Genomic DNA, 16417 nt, shown 5'->3' with positions numbered 1-16417 from the left:
CAATCTTCTTGAGTTTCATAATGAATTTTTCCTCCTTATGGTGTATAAAAGATAGAGACCCAAAACAGGTTCAAAGGAAGGTCCTTTCCTTTGTGTGCCTATCATAACATACCCCCCCGGTGTCAAGACCCAATTTTCAATTTTTCCATTTTTTCTTTATTTTCTTTAGTTTGGAATATCTAACTTTGAGGCAGCAAAAAAGTCACGACCGGACGACATGTGCGTACGGTCGTGACACATACAGGGAAATTCGGCGCAGAGAGTGTGCGAGCCGCTTTGCGGCGAGTGCGCGGTTCTGCGCTGAATTTTGTCTAAAAGGGGGATATTAGGGGGGAAGAATTTCTGTCGCGCGACTGCGCGCAGAAATTGGTCCACCCTAAAGCGTGTCAAATGACACGCTAAACCCCCGCCTTCCTTTCGGGAAAGCGGGGGCTGTGAGGGTCATTCAGCTTCTTTGTCCTGCGGGGGCTGGTCCGGCTCATCGGCGGCAGGCGCATCGGACTCGGCGGCGTCCTCGGCAGCTTCGGCGGCTTCGGCCTCGGCAGCTTTGCGGATGGCTTCGGCATGGGCCTTGCCTGCGGCCACCCCGGCCTCATAGGCTGCGGTGGTCTTGTCGGCCGTCTCCTTGTCCTTCTCGGCGTTTTCAGCGTCCTCGGCCACGTCTACCGTGACCTTGATGGGGCACTCTTTGCCCAGCTTTTTGGCCAGGACAGCCGCGCCCAGGCCAGCGGCAGCCACAGCGGCCACAGCACCCAACAGTTGGAATAACGCTTTCATCTCAAAACCCTCCTTGTGCTTGATCCTTGTTGCGGGCGGATATGGTTTACCGGCGCCGGCCGGCAAAGCCTCAGGAGAAGGTCACCACATCATGCAGGGGCTTGTGGGCGGGCTCCACGCTGGTGGCGCTGAGCACCGGACCTTTGCCCCGGTAGATGTTGTGGAATTTGCAGCTCACCCGTGCCGTAACGGTGACCCAGCTGCGCTGTTCCAGCGCCTTGTAGCCCTCGTACACGCAGGGAAAGCCCACAAACTGGATGTCCTGCACGCAGCAGGTCATCGCAAAGCGGCCGGGCACAAAACTGTTTTTGCCTGCCCGGCTGGTCTGGCATACCTGGGCCAGGAAGCGCACCGTCTTGCCGGCATACTTCTGGGGGTCCTCCTGGCAGTCCAGATACCAGATGCCAAAGTCTTCGTCCCCGATCTCGATGACGGGGGCGTCGATGTCGAAGGGCAGCGGGTCGGGGATGTCGTCGTAGGCCACACTGCCATCGGCAAACTCATAGGCGATGTCGCACCGGCGGGACGCCTGGCGCACCAGACGGTGCAGTTCCTGGCGGGCCTCGTCGGTGTTGACCTTTTCGGCCCGGTTGAACACGATCAGCTCGCTGCGGGCGATCTTGTCCAGCAGCAGGCTGCGCATGGCGTTGTCGCGGGCGTAGGTGAGGGCGGTGGAGCCGTCGGCGGTGGCGATTACCTGGTAGATCAGCCAGTTGGGGGGCAGGGCCTCGGCCAGGTCCTGCAGCAGCCACATACCGTTGTACTCGATCACCACCCGGCCTGCGCCGGACTCTTTCTCCAGGCGGGCCAGGTTCTGGGGATTCAGCTCGGCCTTGTCCTCGATCACCTGGACGGTGGTGCCCGGAAACGCAAACTTGCCGGGCTGGTACTCCACTTCCCCCTCCTCGCACACCAGCAGCAGGGTCTTGTCCCCCGAATCGAAGTTGGGGTCCTCAAAGGTCTCCTGGATGAAGGTGGTCTTGCCGCTCTCCAAAAAGCCCACAAACAGGTAGACCGGAATTTCCTTTGCCATAAGGTTTCTCCTTCGCGATCGATCAGCAGCCGAACAGGGCGGCGATGGCCTTTTCGTCCAGCTTGGAACCGATGACCACCAGCTTGCCGCCCACATCGGGGGTACGGCTGCGCACTTCCCGCTCGCCGGGCACATAGTCGTACTCCAGCCAGCCGTCGGCGCCGCCGTCCACGATGCCCTTGCTGCGCAGGATCATGCCGTACTTGCCGCTCTCCAGCTCATCCAGGGCGTGCTCGATGTCCGCCCGGGTATAGGTGCGGGCCGTCTCGATGCCCCAGCTGGTGAACACTTCGTCGGCGTCGTGGCCGTGGTGGTGATGGTGATGATGGCAGCAATGGCCTTCGCCGTCGTGGTGGTGCTCGTCCTCATCGTGGTGATGATGTTCGTGCTCCTCCTCATGGTGATGGTGCTCATGCTCCTCATCCTCATGATGGTGCTCGTGTTCGTCCTCGTCATGGTCGTGATGATGGTGACCGCAGCTGCACACGCCGTTTTCGTCGTAGTGATGGTGATGATGCTCGTGCTCGTCCTCCTCATCCTCGCCGGCATGGGCGGCGTTGGCCTCGGCGGCCAGGGCCAGCAGACGGGCGGCAAAGTCCTCCCGCTCCGACATGGCCTTGAGGATCTGCGCGCCGGTCAGATCCTCCCAGGGTGTGGTGACGATGGTGGCGGTGGGGTTCTTTTCCCGCAGCAGGGCCACCGCAGCGGCCACCTTGTCGGGGTCGGCGCCGCGGGTGCGGCTGAGCAGGATGCAGCTGGCGTTCTGGATCTGGTCGTTGTAGAACTCGCCAAAGTTCTTCATATACAGCTTGACCTTGTTGACGTCGGCCACCGTCACAAAGCTGGACAGCTCCACGTCCAGCGTCTCGGCCACTGCCTCCACCGCCCGGGTGACGTCGGACAGCTTGCCCACGCCCGAGGGTTCGATGAGGATGCGGTCGGGGTGGTACTGCTCCACCACCTGGCGCAGCGCCTCCCGGAAATCGCCCACCAGAGAGCAGCAGATGCACCCGGCGTTCAGCTCATTGATCTTGATGCCGGATTCCTGCAGGAAGCCGCCGTCAATGCCGATCTCGCCAAACTCGTTTTCGATCAGCACCACCTGCTGTCCCTGGAAGGACTCGCGGATCAGCTTCTTGATCAGGGTGGTCTTGCCAGCGCCCAGGAAGCCGGAGAAAATATCGATCTTGGTTGCCATTTGTCTATTGCCTCGTTTTCTTTTTGTCGTGCTCAAAGGGGCGCACTGCCCCACTGTTCCATACATCTTTATTATAACAAACCTGTCAATGCCCGCATACAGAAAAAAGCAGGGGTTTGCATTCTTTCCGGCGGAATGCTACAATAGAGGCGCGGGCGTGCTGCGCCCACCGAACTGCAAGAAAGAAGGTTTTGCATCATGTCTACTGTCAGCCAGCGGCTGGCGGCCCTGCGCGGCGCTATGGAGGCCGCCGGCGTCGCAGCCTATCTGATCCCCACCGGGGACCCTCATTCCAGTGAATACCTGCCCGCCCACTACAACAGCCGGGAATATTTCTCGGGCTTTACGGGGGAGAACTCCACCCTGGTGGTCACCATGGAGGGCAGCGCCCTGTGGGCGGACGGCCGGTTTTTCGTCCAGGCGGAAAAAGAGCTGGCCGGCACCGAGATCCAGCTGATGCGGATGGGTGAGCCGGGCGTGCCCACCGTGGAAGAATACTGCGCCGCCCACCTGGCCGAAGGCCAGAGCCTGGGCCTGTGCGGCCTCACCGCCTCCTGCCTGCTGGTGCGGGAGCTGCAAAAAGTGCTGGACCCCAAGGGCGTGGAGGTGCGCACCCTCACCCTGGAGGATCAGCTGTGGGTCGAGGGCCGTCCCGCCCTGCCCGCCACCCCCGCCTGGCTGCTGCCGGCAGAGTACGCCGGGGCCACACCCGGGCAGAAGCTGGCCCGCCTGCGCCAAAAACTGACCGAACAGGGCTGCACCGCCCAGATGGTGGGCAAGCTGGACAACCTCGCCTGGCTGCTCAACCTGCGGGCCATGGATATCCAGTGCACCCCCTATGCCATGGCCTACTGCTTTGTCACCCAGACCGACGCGGTCCTGTTCATCAACGGCCAGCGGCTGGCCCCCGAGGCCGCCCAGGCCCTGGCCGGCGACGGGGTACAGCTGGCCGATTACGACAGCGTACTGGCCTGGCTGGAACGGTACGATCGGGAGCAGACCGTCCTGGCCGACCCCGATTCGGTGAACTACGCGGTGTTCCGCGCCCTGGAGGGCAACCCCCATCTGACCGTCAAGAGCCTGCCCGATCCCCTGCTGCCCATGAAGGGGGTCAAGAACGAGACCGAGCTGGCCCACAGCCGGGAGTGCCATCTGCGGGACGGCGTGGCCATGGTGCGCTTCCAGAAAGAGCTGGAGGAGCGGATGGCTGCCGGCGAGACCCTCACCGAACTGACGGTGGACGAGATCCTGCACAAGTACCGCAGCGCCCAGGACAAGTTCCTGGTGGAGAGCTTCGGCACCATTGCAGCCTACGGCGCCAACGCCGCCATGATGCATTATCACGCCACCGATGCGGACCACGCCGTCCTGCAGCCCAAGGGCTTTTTGCTGGTGGACTGCGGCGGCACCTATCTGGACGGCACCACCGATATCACCCGCACCTATCCCATGGGGCCCCTCACGGAGGAGGAGCGTCTGTGCTACACCTGGACCCTCCAGAGCCACATCGAGCTGGCCCGGGCGGTGTGGCTGGACTACTGCACCGGCCAGATGCTGGACACCCTGGCCCGGGAGCCCCTGTGGCAGCATCTGATCAACTACCGCTGCGGCACCGGTCACAGCGTCAGCTTTGTGGGCAACGTCCACGAAGGCCCCCACGCCCTGAACGGCCGCAACCAGGTCCGGTTCCAGCCCGGGATGGTGGTCACCGACGAGCCCGGCGTATATGAGGGCGGGCGCCTCGGCATCCGCATCGAAAACGAGCTGGAGTGCCGCCACAAAGAGGACAACCAATACGGCACCTTCCTCTGCTTCGAGCCTTTGACCTGGGTGCCCATCGCCACCAGCCCCATCGTGCCCGGCGTCCTCACCCGGGAACAGTTGGACTGGCTGAACGGCTATCACCGCAAGGTGTTCCAGCTGCTGGCCCCCCGCCTGACCGAGGACGAGCGGAACTGGCTGGCCGCCAAGTGCGCCGCCATCGGCGCCTGATCCCAAACAAAAAAGCGCCCCCCGCCATCTCTGGCGGGGGGCGCAGGTATTCCCGGTCAGCCGTCCCGGTCGGGCTGGGCGTCTTCCTGCTGCTTTTTGCGGGCAGCCGCCGTGACGGCGTTGGCCGCCTCCATCGTCAGGCCGTCCCATTTGCGGATGGTGTCCGCCACCATATTGTCCAGCGGGTCGGTGGGCAGGTTGTTCTCGGGGGCGGCGTCCACCAGATACCTGCATATGGCGGCCTTGTTCTGCTCATACAGGCCCAGCCGCTGGTACAGCGCCTTGTAATAGGGAAAGACGGTGGTTTTCATCTTGAGGATGGCCGCCGGGTTGATCTGGGTGTGGATGATGCTCTGGGGGTTCTGCACATAGTAATAACCGGGCCGGTCAATGGAATAGAACCGCCGGGCGTATTGGATGTACTGCAAATTGAACACCAGGTCTTCGGACCAGTGGATCTGGCTGACGAAAAAGATCTCGTTGCCGGTGAGGATATCCCGGCGGTAGAGCTTGTTCCACAGCACGCCGTAATAGTAGGAGGCGGGCTGATCCATCAGGTGGAGGGCAAAGCCCTCGGTATCCATCAGCCCCGGAGGCAGGAAACTGTATACCCGCACCTCGGGTTCCTCCTCGGGCTGGGGGGCGGCGCCGTCCTGGGCCAGCAGGCTGGCCAGCTTGTCCTGCAGGCGGCGGCCATGGCCTGCGGCAGGGGGCACCACCATTTTATAGGGGGCGATGACCAGGTCGGCCTGGTGGGCCTCGGCCGCCTGTACCAGGTTCTGGGTGTAGTCGGGGTCGATGTAGTCGTCGCTGTCCACAAACTGGATGTACTCGCCCTGGGCCAGCTTGAGGCCCAGGTTGCGCGTGTCGGACACGCCGGAATTGGCCTTGTCCACCAGCAGGATGCGGCTGTCCACCTTGCGGAACATCTCGCACACCGGCAGGCTGACATCCCGGGAACCGTCGTTGAGAACGATGATCTGGATGTTGCGCCAGGTCTGGGCCCGGATGCTCTCGATGCAGCGTGCGATATGGTTTTTGGCGTTGTAAACTGGCACGATGATGCTGACCAGCGGCTGTTTGCGGTCGGGCATGGAACGACACTTCCTTTCCTGTTAGGAGGGTAATGGGATGAATTACCGGATCACGATCATTGCGCAGGACGCCACGGTGCTCAAGACCATGCGGCGGCACTGCGAGGATTATTTTGCTCGGCGCGGGGATCAATGCGTCATCGCACAGATGGCCGACCCCCAGGAGATGCTGTGCCAGGACGGCGAGCAGGACCTGTGGCTGGTACATCTGCCCGAGACGGGAGGGATCTGCCTGCCCCAGGGCATCCAGGTTCTGGCCGAGCTGCGCCGCAGGGGGGCGCGCACCGCCCTGGCCTTTATGGCTGCCAGCCCGGTCTGGGCCTGCCAGGCCTACCAGCTGGACGCCCTGCAATACTTTTTGCTGCCTTTGCAGTACGACCGCGTCGCCGCCCTGCTGAGCCGCATTGTGGAGCCGTCCTACGGTCCCGCCTGCCTGGTGTTCACCGCAGGGGGGCAGCGGGTGCTGGCCTTTTCCAACATCGAGTATGTGGAGTGCATCCAGCACAGCATCCACTACCACCTCATCGACGGGGAGACGGTGTCCAGCCTGACCCAGCGGACCTCCTTTGTGCAGCAGACCGCCTGCCTGCGGGATGACCCCCGGTTCATCCAGATGCACCGCTCCTATCTGATCAACCTGGCGCAGGTGCGGCTGGTGGCCGCCCGCCATGTGCAGATGTACAGCGGGGCCACGATCCCTCTGCCCCCTCTGCGCCGCACCGAGGTATGCCAGGCGCTGCAGGCCTGGCTCCAGCGGGTGCGCTATCAGTCAAAGGTATCCTTTATACCTCAGCCCAGTCCAATTGATCCCATTGTGTTAGATATTGACAGCTGAGGGCCCGCAGGGCGGCTTCATCGGGCCGGGAAGCTGCGTCCGCTATCCCGATCACATCAAAGCCGGCCTGGCGTGCCGTACGGGCGGCGTAGAGGGCATCCTCGCACACCATGCATTGGGCGGGATCGGCGCCGCCCATCCGGCCCAGCGCCTCAAAAAAGATGTCGGGCTGGTGCTTGGTGCGGCCTTCCTGGGCCGACAGCACAAACTGGAACCGGTCCAGCACACCCAGCCGGCCCAGCACCCGCTGGCACATAAACTGCCAGGTAGCCGAACAGACGCACATTTTGGCCCCCGCCTCATCCAGACGGGCCAGCATCTGCTCCACCCCCGGCTTGAGGGAGACGGTGCGGTACAGCCGGTCCACCGCGTCCATGGCGGCCTGGGTATAGCTGTCGATGGTCAGGGGCAGGTCATAGGTGGTGATGAGGTACTGCGCGGTTTCCAGCGCGCTCATGGGCAGCAGCACCCGGCCAAGATCTTCGGCCGGGACCTTGCCAAAGCTGCGCACCAGCTCATAGGGCACCTGGGCCCAGATGGGCATACTGTCGGTGAGGGTGCCGTCCATATCAAAGATCCAATAGCGATGTTTCATAACGTTCCTCCAGAACGGGATAAATTCCTTTACGGCAACGATTATACACGATTCGCCCCCCGCGCGCAACAATGCCGCGCCTTCCAGCGTAAAAAAACCGGCCGGACGCAAAAAGCGCGGCCAAAACAAAAACAATGCGGGGGCCGGCTTTGCAGCCGGCCCCCGCAGAGGGACCCTATCTTTCGTGACGCAAAAGTTCTTTTGTTTTGGTGCGATCAACAACAGAAGGAATATTGGTTCTATTCCTCTTTGCCGCCACATCGGATGGGTGTTTTACCCGAGCGCGCAGGTGGTCTCTGGCACCCGCTCGCCCCTTATATCATCTCCCGGTATGGTGCCCCGGGGGTGTTATAAGTAGAGTTGGATTAAACAGCAACGTAGTCCTTCTCAACAACAGCAACCACAACCCAAACGCTTGCTGCACCCTTGGCACTCTTTACCTCAAGGACAGAGGCAGTGCCAGTATAGCGGAATTCCTTGCCATCATTAGTGTTGTTCTGATCCTCAGCAAAGTCGTAATTGTCAATCATTTTACCAACAGTTTTCAGAGCTTCTGCCTGGGTGTAAACTTTCGTGTTAAACATACCAATCAGTGCAACTGCTTTGCCATCATAGGTATCGCTAGTATCCTTCAAAACATTCTCGAAGCTAGTCTTTGCAGTCCAGTCAGCACCAAAGTACTTCTTCATAGTGTTATCATCGGCGCTAACAAACTCGCTAGTATAAGACTCCTTCCACTTGTCTGCATTGATCGGGTTGACAAGATAATACGCTGCCACTCCCTCATCAAGGTCAGCATCGCTTTCAAACTTAATAACATCCTTATTCTGAGACAGCGCTGCATTCAGAGCTTCGGCTGCACCGCTAACAGTAGTAACTTCAGAGCTGGAAGGATCCTCTTCCTTCTTGCCGCCCTCACCGCAAGCGGTGAGCATGCTGACGGCCATGATGCCGGCCAGCGCCAGAGAAGCAATCTTCTTGAGTTTCATAATGAATTTTTCCTCCTTATGGTGTATAAAAGATAGAGACCCAAAACAGGTTCAAAGGAAGGTCCTTTCCTTTGTGTGCCTATCATAACATACCCCCCCCGGTGTCAAGACCCAATTTTCATTTTTGCCTATTTTTCTTTATTTTCTTTAGTTTGAAATCTCTAACTTCGGAGGCAGCAAAAAATCCCGGCCGGACGGCATAAGCGTACGGTCGGGACCCAGATTCGGGAGCGCGGGGATCTTGCCTCACATCGCGAGCACTTCGCGCCACTTTTCTTCTGCAACGGGGATGCCCAGTTCCAGATTTTCCTTCCGGCTGCGGTATTCGCCCAGACCGGGGCAGCGCACCTCCCCGCCTTCGGTCACAGGCTGGCTGGAAGCCACATCCGCCGCGATGGCGTCCACGATGGCGTCGGTGGTTTCCACAGACTGGAATTTGGACGGGTCGATGGCGATCATGATCTGGCTCAGGCCGACTTCATTGCCAAAGCTGCCGATCTTTGCCACAGAGTTCGCGTCGGTCAGGACGGTGGCGATCAGATCCAGCAGGATCGAAAGGCCGCTGCCCTTCCAGTATCCGATGGGGAGCATCCGGCGGGTCTTTTCGATGGCGGCAGGGTCGGTGGTCAGGCTGCCGTTTTCGTCGTAGCCGCCCGCGACCGGGAGCTGTTTGCCCGCCAGACGGGTGGTCTCCAGCTTGCCGTAACTGAACTGGCTCAGCGCACAGTCCACCATGATATGCTCGCCGTTGGAGCGGGGGACCGCAAGGATCAGCGGATTGTTGCCGATGCGGTTATCCAGAGCGCCCCACGCAGGCATATTCGGGCAGGTGTTGGACCAGCAGATGCCAATGCAGCCCTGGTCCGCAGCCTGCCAGCCATAGGTGCCGCCCCGCATCCAGTGGTTGTTGTTGCCCAGAGCCACCAGGCCGATGCCGTTCTGCCTGGCCAGCTCGATGGCGCGGTCCATGGCGCGTTTCGCATTCAGCGGGCCAAAGCCGCGATGCCCATCCCAGCGCTCCATCGAGCCAAAACGCGCCACACATTCGGCCTCGGCGGCGGGGTCGATCTCACCCTTTTTCAGGTAATTGACCACCACCGGGAACCGGTTCAGACCATGGCTGAACACCCCCGCCAGGCTGTTCTGCGCAAAGATCTCGGCGGCATCGTGGGCACGGCCGGCGGAAAAGCCGTATTGACTCAGCACACGCTCAAATTCAGCCAACATTGTTTGATAGGGAACGCGCATCGTTTTGTCCTCCTTGTATCTGGTCGCAGAGCGCCTCCACAGGCTCTCGGGGCGCTTTTTCCGGGCCCATTGTATCTCAGCCCGCCCCGTTTGTCCAGCGTGCGGAGCCAGAAAAAGAAGCCGGCCGGCAAAAAGCCTTTATTTTCTGTGTTTTTGCGCTCTGTCCCAACGAAAAGGCCCCTGCCTTTGCGGCAGGGGCCTTGTTGGTTCCAGGTTTATTTTACGGTGTGGTAGCCGTCGGGGTTATTCTTCTGCCAGTTCCAGCTGTCGGCGCACATATCCTCGATGCCGTACTCAGCCACCCAGTTCAGCTCCCGCTTGGCCTTGGAGGGGTCTGCATAGCACTCCGCGATGTCGCCGGGGCGGCGCGGGTCGATGACGTAGGGCAGCTCATGGCCGCAGGCCTTCTCAAAGGCGTGCAGCACCTCCAGCACACTGTATCCGCGGCCGGTGCCCAGATTGCAGATGAACAGGCCGCAGCCGGTCTCCAGCTTGCGGATGGCGCACACATGGCCCCGGGCCAGGTCCACCACATGGATATAGTCCCGCACGCCGGTGCCGTCGGGGGTGGGGTAATCGTTGCCAAAGACGTGCACCTTTTCCAGCTTGCCCACAGCCACCTTGGCGATGTAGGGCATCAGGTTGTTGGGGATGCCGTTGGGGTCCTCGCCGATCAGGCCGGACTTGTGCGCGCCGATGGGATTGAAGTAGCGCAGGATGGCCACATTCAGGCTGGGGTCCGCCTTGCACACATCGGTGAGGATCCGCTCGGTGAACACCTTGGTGGTGCCGTAGGGGTTGGTGGTGTTGCCGGTGGGGAAGTCCTCGGTGATGGGGACGCTGGCGGGGTCGCCATAGACGGTGGCCGAGGAGCTGAACACAAAGTTGTGGCAGTCATGCCGGCGCATCACGTCCAGGATGGTCAAGGTGCAGTTGAGGTTGTTGGAATAATACTCGATGGGTTTGTGGACGCTTTCGCCCACCGCTTTGTAGGCCGCGAACTGAATGACGGCGGTGATGTCCGGGCACTCCGCAAAGATGTGCTCCACCTGATCTGCCCTGGTCATATCCGCCTCATAGAAGCGGAAGTCCTTGCCGGTGATCTGCTTGATGCGGTCCAGCACCACGGGGCAGGAGTTGTAGAAGTTGTCCGCCACCACGATGTCATAGCCTGCGTTCAGCAGCTCGACGCAGGTGTGGCTGCCGATGTATCCGGCGCCGCCCGATACCAAAATTGCCATAACAAACCTTCCTCTCGATCAGCTTGGGTGTGATGCCCGGGCAAGCGCCCCGGCTCCTTGATTACAGGATAACGCTTTCTCTCACAGGAATCAAGAGGCGGCGCGCTTATCTGCATGGATTTTTGTCTCTTACTATCGCAGCGCAGTATTTATCGCCGCTCTTTTTTGCCTTTACCCAATGAAAAAACAACTCAAAAGCCAGCCCCGACGGGGCTGGCTTCGTTCCCATGTACAGGCCCGTTTATGCCGCGTCCATTTGCGGGGTGTCCGCAGACAGGTCGCAGTACTGGCCGGTATAGTCGATGATCATCCCGTCCAGGTGCTGCCAGTCGGTATCCACCAGGGTGTAGACGTTGTCCTCCAGCTCGAGCTGCAGCATCACGGTCTGTTCCTGGCCATAGGCCAGCTCGGGCAGCAGGGCGTGGATGCCATCCAGCACCGCCGCCGCATAAAGATCCTCCATCGCTTCGTAGTCGGCGTCCGACATGGCGTACAGCTCCTCCTCGGAGGTGACGCCGTGCTGGGCCAGCACATCCGCCCACACGGCCGAGATATCGTTCTCGAGCGAATAGCGGTACAGGATGTCGATGGGCTGGATGTCCACCGTCACCGCGTAGCTGCCGTCTTCCAGCTTGCTGGCGCCCTTGACCTCGTATTTGCTGTGGGAGTAGATCTCCTTGACCAGATCCAGCGCCTGGGCGGAAGCCGTCTCCGAGGGATAGATGGCAAAGTACTCCATCAGGATCTCGGCCTCTGCCTGGGTGTTCCATTCATAGTCCTCCTGCCGGGATTCCTCCTCGGTCAGGCCGGACAGGTCCAGATAATCCTGGTTGTACTGGCCAAGGTAGGCCGCATCCAGACAGCCCTGGATATAGGCTTTGGCATCATCGGCCGTAACGCCGCCGCAGCCTGTCAGAAGCAAGGCAAACAGGGCCAGCAGGGCCGCGGCAGTGCGGCGCAGGGATCGGGACATACAAACTCCTTTCTGTGCGGCAGCAGCCGGTCAGATCACGCCGCACTGCTTACCGGTAAAAAAACGAAGGGTATTGGACACACGGAACACCTTGCCCGCCCGCAGCACCGTGCTGGGGAACTCAGGATGGGAGGGGCTGCAGGGGAAGTGCTCGGTCTCCAAAGCAAAGCCGTCATATTTCTGCATGGGGCGCAGGCCCTTGCCCGGGGTGGGGCAGTCCTGCAAAAAGTTGCCGGTATACAGGTGGACGCCGGGCTGGGTGGTATACACCTTCATGCTGATGCTGCTTTCATCGCAGGTGGCCCAGGCACAGATGCTCTGGCGGGCGCCGGCCCGGGGCCGGTCGATGACAAAGCAGTGGTCATAGCCGTCCCCCACCAGGCGGGTCTGGTCGCTGCCGGGGGTCAGGTCGCGGCCGATCGCTTTGCCCCTGGTAAAGTCCATGGGGGTGCCGGCCACCGGCAGGATACGGCCGGTGGGACAGTTGCCCGGGCCGCCCTCCAGGAAGGTGGACGCATACAGCTTGAGCCGCTGGCCCAGCACCGAGCCGCCCCCGTTGAGGTTGAAGTAGGTGTGGTTGGTGAGGTTGACGATGGTGTCGGCGTCCGAGGATACCCGGTAGTCCATCCGCAGGGCGTTATCCGGGGTCAGGGTATAGCGCACCGCGATCTTCATGTTGCCGGGGAAACCGTCCTCCCCGTCGGGGCTGTCCGCCTCCATCAGCACGGTATCCCCAAAGGCCTTGACGCTGTACATCTTGCGGGCAAAGCAGCCGTGCAGATGGTTGGCGCCGTCGTTGGCCTCCAGCTGATAGGTCTTGCCGTTGAGGGAGAAGGCGGCGTTCTCGATCCGGTTTGCATAGCGGCCCACAAAGGCGCCGCAGTAGGTGGCGGTGTCCCCCTCGTACTCCTGCAGGGTGTCGTGGCCCAGCACCACATCCACCGGCCCGCGTTTGGCGGGGACGATGATATTCTTGATGATCGCCCCGTAGTCCAGTACACTGACCGACAGCCCGCCGGGGTTGGTAAGGATATACTCACTCACTGCATCGCCTTTCTGAGTGAACCCAAAAAGCCGCGTTTCTATTTTGGCCATTTCGCTGCCTCCTTCCGCCGGCACAGCGCAGCCGCGCCGGCAAATGTAGACCCGGTATACATACGTCTCTTTCTTATGATTATATCATAATTTGACACGCTTTACATGGATTTCTTTTGTATTGTACATACAATTTTCGCGGATTTATTTGTGAAACATTACCGGGCAGTCGGCAAAAAGAGAAAAGCCCCCGCTTCCCGGCAGGAAAGCAGGGGCACAGCAAGTGAGGGAACGGCCCAGGTTTAACCCAGGCTTGCTTCGGTGATGACGGTGGAGGGCAGGGTGCGGGCGTCCTCATTGCCAGGCAGGGTCAGGGTGCCGGCGCGCAGCATCTCCACGGCCTGCTGATGCTTGGCGGGATCCCAGTTGTTGCCCACCAGCTTCCAGTTGTTGTCCACATGGGGCTGGATGACGCCGCCCTTGACGGTCTGGATGTACTCGCCCAGCAGCTCACGGATGCCGCCCAGGTCGCCCCGGACATCCATCTCCAGCAGCTGCGGCATTGCCTCGCCGGGGGCGAAGATATCCGCCGCGATCAGCAGCTGGGTGGTGGCACGGTAGTTGTTGACCGCAATGGCAAAGCTGTCGGTGTCCGCCACGGGGGTGCCGTCGGGCCAGGTCAGGCTGCGGATGCGGTTGCCCGGCTCCTGGCTGATGTCGATCTCATAGTTAACGCCTGCAAATGCATCGTAGAGGTAATAGCGGGTGTCGGGGTCAAAGGCGATGGTCAGGTCGCCGGGCTGCCAGGTCTTGTAGAAGGCAGCCGACCACTCCATGTAATCCCGCAGCTGTGCGCCGTTCATCTGCAGCTTGTACAGGGTGTTCTCGTAGGTGTAGATGCTGGTCAGGTCGCACTTGCGGATGGTGCCCTCCCGCATCTGGCCGGTCATGGAGGTCATGGCCGTAGCCGACACCTGCGCGCCGGTGTAGTACAGCTGCACCTCGTTGATGAAGTCCAGCAGGGCGGTATCCTGTACCATGGGGCTGGGGATGTTCTCGATCTCGTTGTCGGGGGCCATGTTGCCGCCCACCAGCTCACCGATGGGGATAACGGCGTCCGCCTTGGCGCGCTCGTCGTAGGGAGCCAGCAGGGCCACCAGCTCGGGGTCTGCCTGGTAGTCCTTGATCTGGATGCTCTCGGAGCTGCGGCTGGCCACCTTCCAGCCGCCGTCCAGTTTGCGGTGCAGCTGCAGGTGGATGTCCGACATGGTAGCGCCGGCGTTCTTGTTCTCGATCACCAGCACGCCGTTGATCTCCTCGCCGGGGATCTCCTTGTGGCCGTGGGCCGCGATGATGACGTCGAACTCGGGGCAGGCGTTGGCCAGGTCGGTGACGCCGGAGCCATAGACGCCGTACTCGTTTTCGGTGTCCATATGCATGACGCCAATCAGCACATCCACCTGGTCTTTGATCTGGTCGATGACTTTGCGGCACTCATCCACAGGGTTGGTGACGGTCCAGCCGGTCAGGTTGACCGCATCCCAGCGGGTAATGTTGGGGGTGACCATGCCGATCAGGCCGATGCGGACATCCCGCTTTTTCAGGATGGTGTAGCTGTTGGCCAGGGGGGTGCCGTCGGGGGCGTAGACGTTGCCGGTCAGCACCTGGGCCTTCTGCTGGGCCATCACCTTCTGGATCACGTCCATGCCGTAGTTGTACTCGTGGTTGCCGGGCACCCAGATATCATAGCCGATGGCGTTCATGGCAGCCACCATGGGGTGGATATCGTCCTCCAGGAACAGCTGGGAGGAGTTGCCCTGGATGGTGTCGCCTGCGTCGATCACCAGGGTATCGGGGGTGCGCAGCTGCTTGATGGCAGCGGCCTGCTGGGCCACGCTGCCGCTGGTATCCTCTTTGTTGGCCGCGTAGTCCCAGGGGTCAAACTTGCCATGGGTGTCGCTGGTGGCCAGGATCTGCAGGTCCATGGTGAAGGGCCAGAACGAAGCGGCCGAAGCGGCAGGTGCAGCAGTGGTCACCGCGGCGGCTGCGGCGGTGATGCCGGCTGCGCGCATGAAAGCGCGGCGGGAGATCATCTTTTTCACAGTATGTCACTCCTTTTTCCATTCTTCTTTTCTTTTTAAATTTAAAACGGTCAGGGGTCGCTGCTTTCAGTATAAAACTTTCGACATGATTTTACAATCAATTTTTCGCAAAATAATCTTATAGAATTTTATATCTTTCGCCCAATCATCCAATTTGCCGCATACTCCCTTCCACGCTCCCGTGCGTGCGGGCAGCCGCGCCAAGCGCGTCCTGCGGACGAAGCAGCGAAGGCGCGGCTGGCGCAGCGCTCCGGTTTTTGCAAGCGGGCTCCGTCCCGCGCCGCAAAAATCGGCTAAGCGCAAGAGGCACGCTAGGCCGAGTGCGCGGTTCGACGGCAAATTTTGTCCAAAAGGGGGATATTAGGGACTGCGCAGCAGGCAGAAATGGGTTCCCCCTGGAGCGTTCGTTTTCGACACACAAAACAATGCGGGGGCCGGCCATACAGCCGGCCCCCGCAGAGGGACCCTATCTTTCGTGACGCAAAAGTTCTTTTGTTTTGGTGCGATCAACAACAGAAGGAATATTGGTTCTATTCCTCTTTGCCGCCACATCGGATGGGTGTTTTACCCGAGCGTGCAGGTGGTCTCTGGCACCCGCACGCCCCTTATATCATCTCCCGGTATGGTGCCCCGGGGGTGTATAAGTAAAGTTTAGACTTTCTCATACCCTCTGGTTACAACGGCAACAACAACCCAAACACTCGCAGTGCCGCCCTCACTCTTCACCTCAAGCACAGAAGCCTTGCCAGAATAAGTAAACTCCTTGCCATCATCGGTAATATTGGTATCTTCAGCATAGTCAAAGTTATCAATAGCCTTGCCAACCATCTTCAAAGCTTCTGCCTGAGTATAAACTTTCGCATTGAACATACCAACAACAGCAACTTTTTTATCATTCCAGTCAGGAGATTTGCTTTCAACTATCTGCTCATAATTAGTCAAGCCAATGTAACTAGCGCCAACAACACTCTTCAGCTCAGCGTAATCCGTGTTGGCTTGGCCAATCTTACCATAATTGGATTCGGCCCACTCATCGCCTTTAATGGGATTCAGCTTAAAGTGTGCTTCCAGGTTTTTGTCCAGATTCGAGTCATCCTCGAACTTAACAACATCCTTATTCTGAGACAAAGCATTGTTCAGAGCAGCAGCAGCGCCACTCACTGTGGTAACTTCAGAGCTGGAAGAACCGCTGTTGCTGTTGCCGCCGTCCTTGCAGCCAGCCAGCATGCTGACGGCCATGATGCCGGCCAGCGCCAGAGAAGCAATCTTCTTGAGTTTCATAATGAATTTTTCCTCCTTATGGTG

General features: G+C 60.1%; 14 protein-coding genes. 2 read left to right on the top strand and 12 right to left on the bottom strand.

Annotation, left to right across the window (positions count from 1 at the left end; all coding sequences use genetic code 11):
• Positions 1-441: 441 nt before the first annotated feature.
• From B5G12_RS13325 to B5G12_RS13315, 3 genes are all read right to left on the bottom strand, one after another.
• Entirely contained in the window at positions 442-777 is a 336-nt protein-coding gene (locus B5G12_RS13325; protein ID WP_087233681.1) for a hypothetical protein, read from the bottom strand.
• Positions 778-847: 70 nt separating this feature from the next.
• Positions 848-1810, bottom strand: coding sequence for a TIGR03943 family putative permease subunit (locus B5G12_RS13320; protein WP_087233684.1), 963 nt, complete (start codon positions 1808-1810; stop codon positions 848-850).
• A 22-nt stretch (positions 1811-1832) separates the two neighbouring features.
• The gene (locus B5G12_RS13315; protein WP_087325380.1) at positions 1833-3008 is read right to left on the bottom strand and encodes a CobW family GTP-binding protein; all 1176 of its coding nucleotides are present in this window, start codon (positions 3006-3008) and stop codon (positions 1833-1835) included.
• A 198-nt stretch (positions 3009-3206) separates the two neighbouring features.
• Between B5G12_RS13315 and B5G12_RS13310 the strand changes: the two genes are divergently transcribed.
• Entirely contained in the window at positions 3207-5000 is a 1794-nt protein-coding gene (locus B5G12_RS13310; RefSeq protein ID WP_087325379.1) for an aminopeptidase P family N-terminal domain-containing protein, read from the top strand.
• Between the two features lie 56 nt (positions 5001-5056).
• Here B5G12_RS13310 and B5G12_RS13305 read toward each other — a convergent pair whose 3' ends face one another.
• The gene (locus tag B5G12_RS13305) at positions 5057-6094 is read right to left on the bottom strand and encodes a glycosyltransferase (protein WP_204245692.1); all 1038 of its coding nucleotides are present in this window, start codon (positions 6092-6094) and stop codon (positions 5057-5059) included.
• Between the two features lie 37 nt (positions 6095-6131).
• On the opposite strand from B5G12_RS13305, the gene B5G12_RS13300 reads away from it, so the two are divergent.
• Positions 6132-6929, top strand: a complete 798-nt coding sequence (locus B5G12_RS13300; RefSeq protein ID WP_087325378.1) for a LytR/AlgR family response regulator transcription factor — start codon at positions 6132-6134, stop codon at positions 6927-6929.
• On the opposite strand, the gene B5G12_RS13295 is transcribed toward B5G12_RS13300, so the two are convergent.
• The 8 genes from B5G12_RS13295 to B5G12_RS13260 all read right to left on the bottom strand — a co-directional run bounded on the left by B5G12_RS13295 (position 6877) and on the right by B5G12_RS13260 (position 16393).
• Positions 6877-7524, bottom strand: coding sequence for an HAD family hydrolase (locus tag B5G12_RS13295; protein WP_087325377.1), 648 nt, complete (start codon positions 7522-7524; stop codon positions 6877-6879). The two genes, B5G12_RS13300 and B5G12_RS13295, sit on opposite strands and share 53 nt — an antisense overlap.
• 365 nt (positions 7525-7889) lie before the next feature.
• On the bottom strand, positions 7890-8513 hold the full coding sequence (locus tag B5G12_RS13290; RefSeq protein ID WP_087325376.1) for a hypothetical protein: 624 nt from the start codon (positions 8511-8513) through the stop codon (positions 7890-7892).
• Between the two features lie 246 nt (positions 8514-8759).
• Complete coding sequence (yiaK, locus tag B5G12_RS13285) at positions 8760-9761, bottom strand: 3-dehydro-L-gulonate 2-dehydrogenase (protein ID WP_087325375.1); 1002 nt, start codon at positions 9759-9761, stop codon at positions 8760-8762.
• A gap of 215 nt (positions 9762-9976) precedes the next feature.
• Complete coding sequence (galE, locus tag B5G12_RS13280) at positions 9977-11002, bottom strand: UDP-glucose 4-epimerase GalE (protein WP_087325374.1); 1026 nt, start codon at positions 11000-11002, stop codon at positions 9977-9979.
• A gap of 241 nt (positions 11003-11243) precedes the next feature.
• Complete coding sequence (locus tag B5G12_RS13275) at positions 11244-11975, bottom strand: hypothetical protein (protein ID WP_087325373.1); 732 nt, start codon at positions 11973-11975, stop codon at positions 11244-11246.
• Positions 11976-12005: 30 nt separating this feature from the next.
• Positions 12006-13070: an aldose epimerase family protein gene (locus B5G12_RS13270; protein WP_087325372.1), complete on the bottom strand. Its 1065-nt coding sequence runs from the start codon at positions 13068-13070 to the stop codon at positions 12006-12008.
• A gap of 242 nt (positions 13071-13312) precedes the next feature.
• Positions 13313-15103: a 5'-nucleotidase C-terminal domain-containing protein gene (locus B5G12_RS13265; RefSeq protein ID WP_242956052.1), complete on the bottom strand. Its 1791-nt coding sequence runs from the start codon at positions 15101-15103 to the stop codon at positions 13313-13315.
• Positions 15104-15763: 660 nt separating this feature from the next.
• The gene (locus B5G12_RS13260; RefSeq protein ID WP_144064168.1) at positions 15764-16393 is read right to left on the bottom strand and encodes a hypothetical protein; all 630 of its coding nucleotides are present in this window, start codon (positions 16391-16393) and stop codon (positions 15764-15766) included.
• Positions 16394-16417: the final 24 nt, after the last annotated feature.

Source organism: Faecalibacterium sp. An58, from assembly GCF_002161515.1.
Classification (GTDB): domain Bacteria; phylum Bacillota; class Clostridia; order Oscillospirales; family Ruminococcaceae; genus Faecalibacterium; species Faecalibacterium avium.
Note: the sequence above shows the minus strand (reverse complement) of the source record. Positions and strands in the feature narration are given on the sequence as shown.

Coding starts and splice junctions, on each gene's coding strand:
- B5G12_RS13325 (WP_087233681.1), bottom strand. CDS start 777: ATGAAAGCGTTATTCCAACTGTTGGGTGCTGTGGCCGCTGTGGCTGCC.
- B5G12_RS13320 (WP_087233684.1), bottom strand. CDS start 1,810: ATGGCAAAGGAAATTCCGGTCTACCTGTTTGTGGGCTTTTTGGAGAGC.
- B5G12_RS13315 (WP_087325380.1), bottom strand. CDS start 3,008: ATGGCAACCAAGATCGATATTTTCTCCGGCTTCCTGGGCGCTGGCAAG.
- B5G12_RS13310 (WP_087325379.1), top strand. CDS start 3,207: ATGTCTACTGTCAGCCAGCGGCTGGCGGCCCTGCGCGGCGCTATGGAG.
- B5G12_RS13305 (WP_204245692.1), bottom strand. CDS start 6,094: ATGCCCGACCGCAAACAGCCGCTGGTCAGCATCATCGTGCCAGTTTAC.
- B5G12_RS13300 (WP_087325378.1), top strand. CDS start 6,132: ATGAATTACCGGATCACGATCATTGCGCAGGACGCCACGGTGCTCAAG.
- B5G12_RS13295 (WP_087325377.1), bottom strand. CDS start 7,524: ATGAAACATCGCTATTGGATCTTTGATATGGACGGCACCCTCACCGAC.
- B5G12_RS13290 (WP_087325376.1), bottom strand. CDS start 8,513: ATGAAACTCAAGAAGATTGCTTCTCTGGCGCTGGCCGGCATCATGGCC.
- yiaK (WP_087325375.1), bottom strand. CDS start 9,761: ATGCGCGTTCCCTATCAAACAATGTTGGCTGAATTTGAGCGTGTGCTG.
- galE (WP_087325374.1), bottom strand. CDS start 11,002: ATGGCAATTTTGGTATCGGGCGGCGCCGGATACATCGGCAGCCACACC.
- B5G12_RS13275 (WP_087325373.1), bottom strand. CDS start 11,975: ATGTCCCGATCCCTGCGCCGCACTGCCGCGGCCCTGCTGGCCCTGTTT.
- B5G12_RS13270 (WP_087325372.1), bottom strand. CDS start 13,070: ATGGCCAAAATAGAAACGCGGCTTTTTGGGTTCACTCAGAAAGGCGAT.
- B5G12_RS13265 (WP_242956052.1), bottom strand. CDS start 15,103: ATGATCTCCCGCCGCGCTTTCATGCGCGCAGCCGGCATCACCGCCGCA.
- B5G12_RS13260 (WP_144064168.1), bottom strand. CDS start 16,393: ATGAAACTCAAGAAGATTGCTTCTCTGGCGCTGGCCGGCATCATGGCC.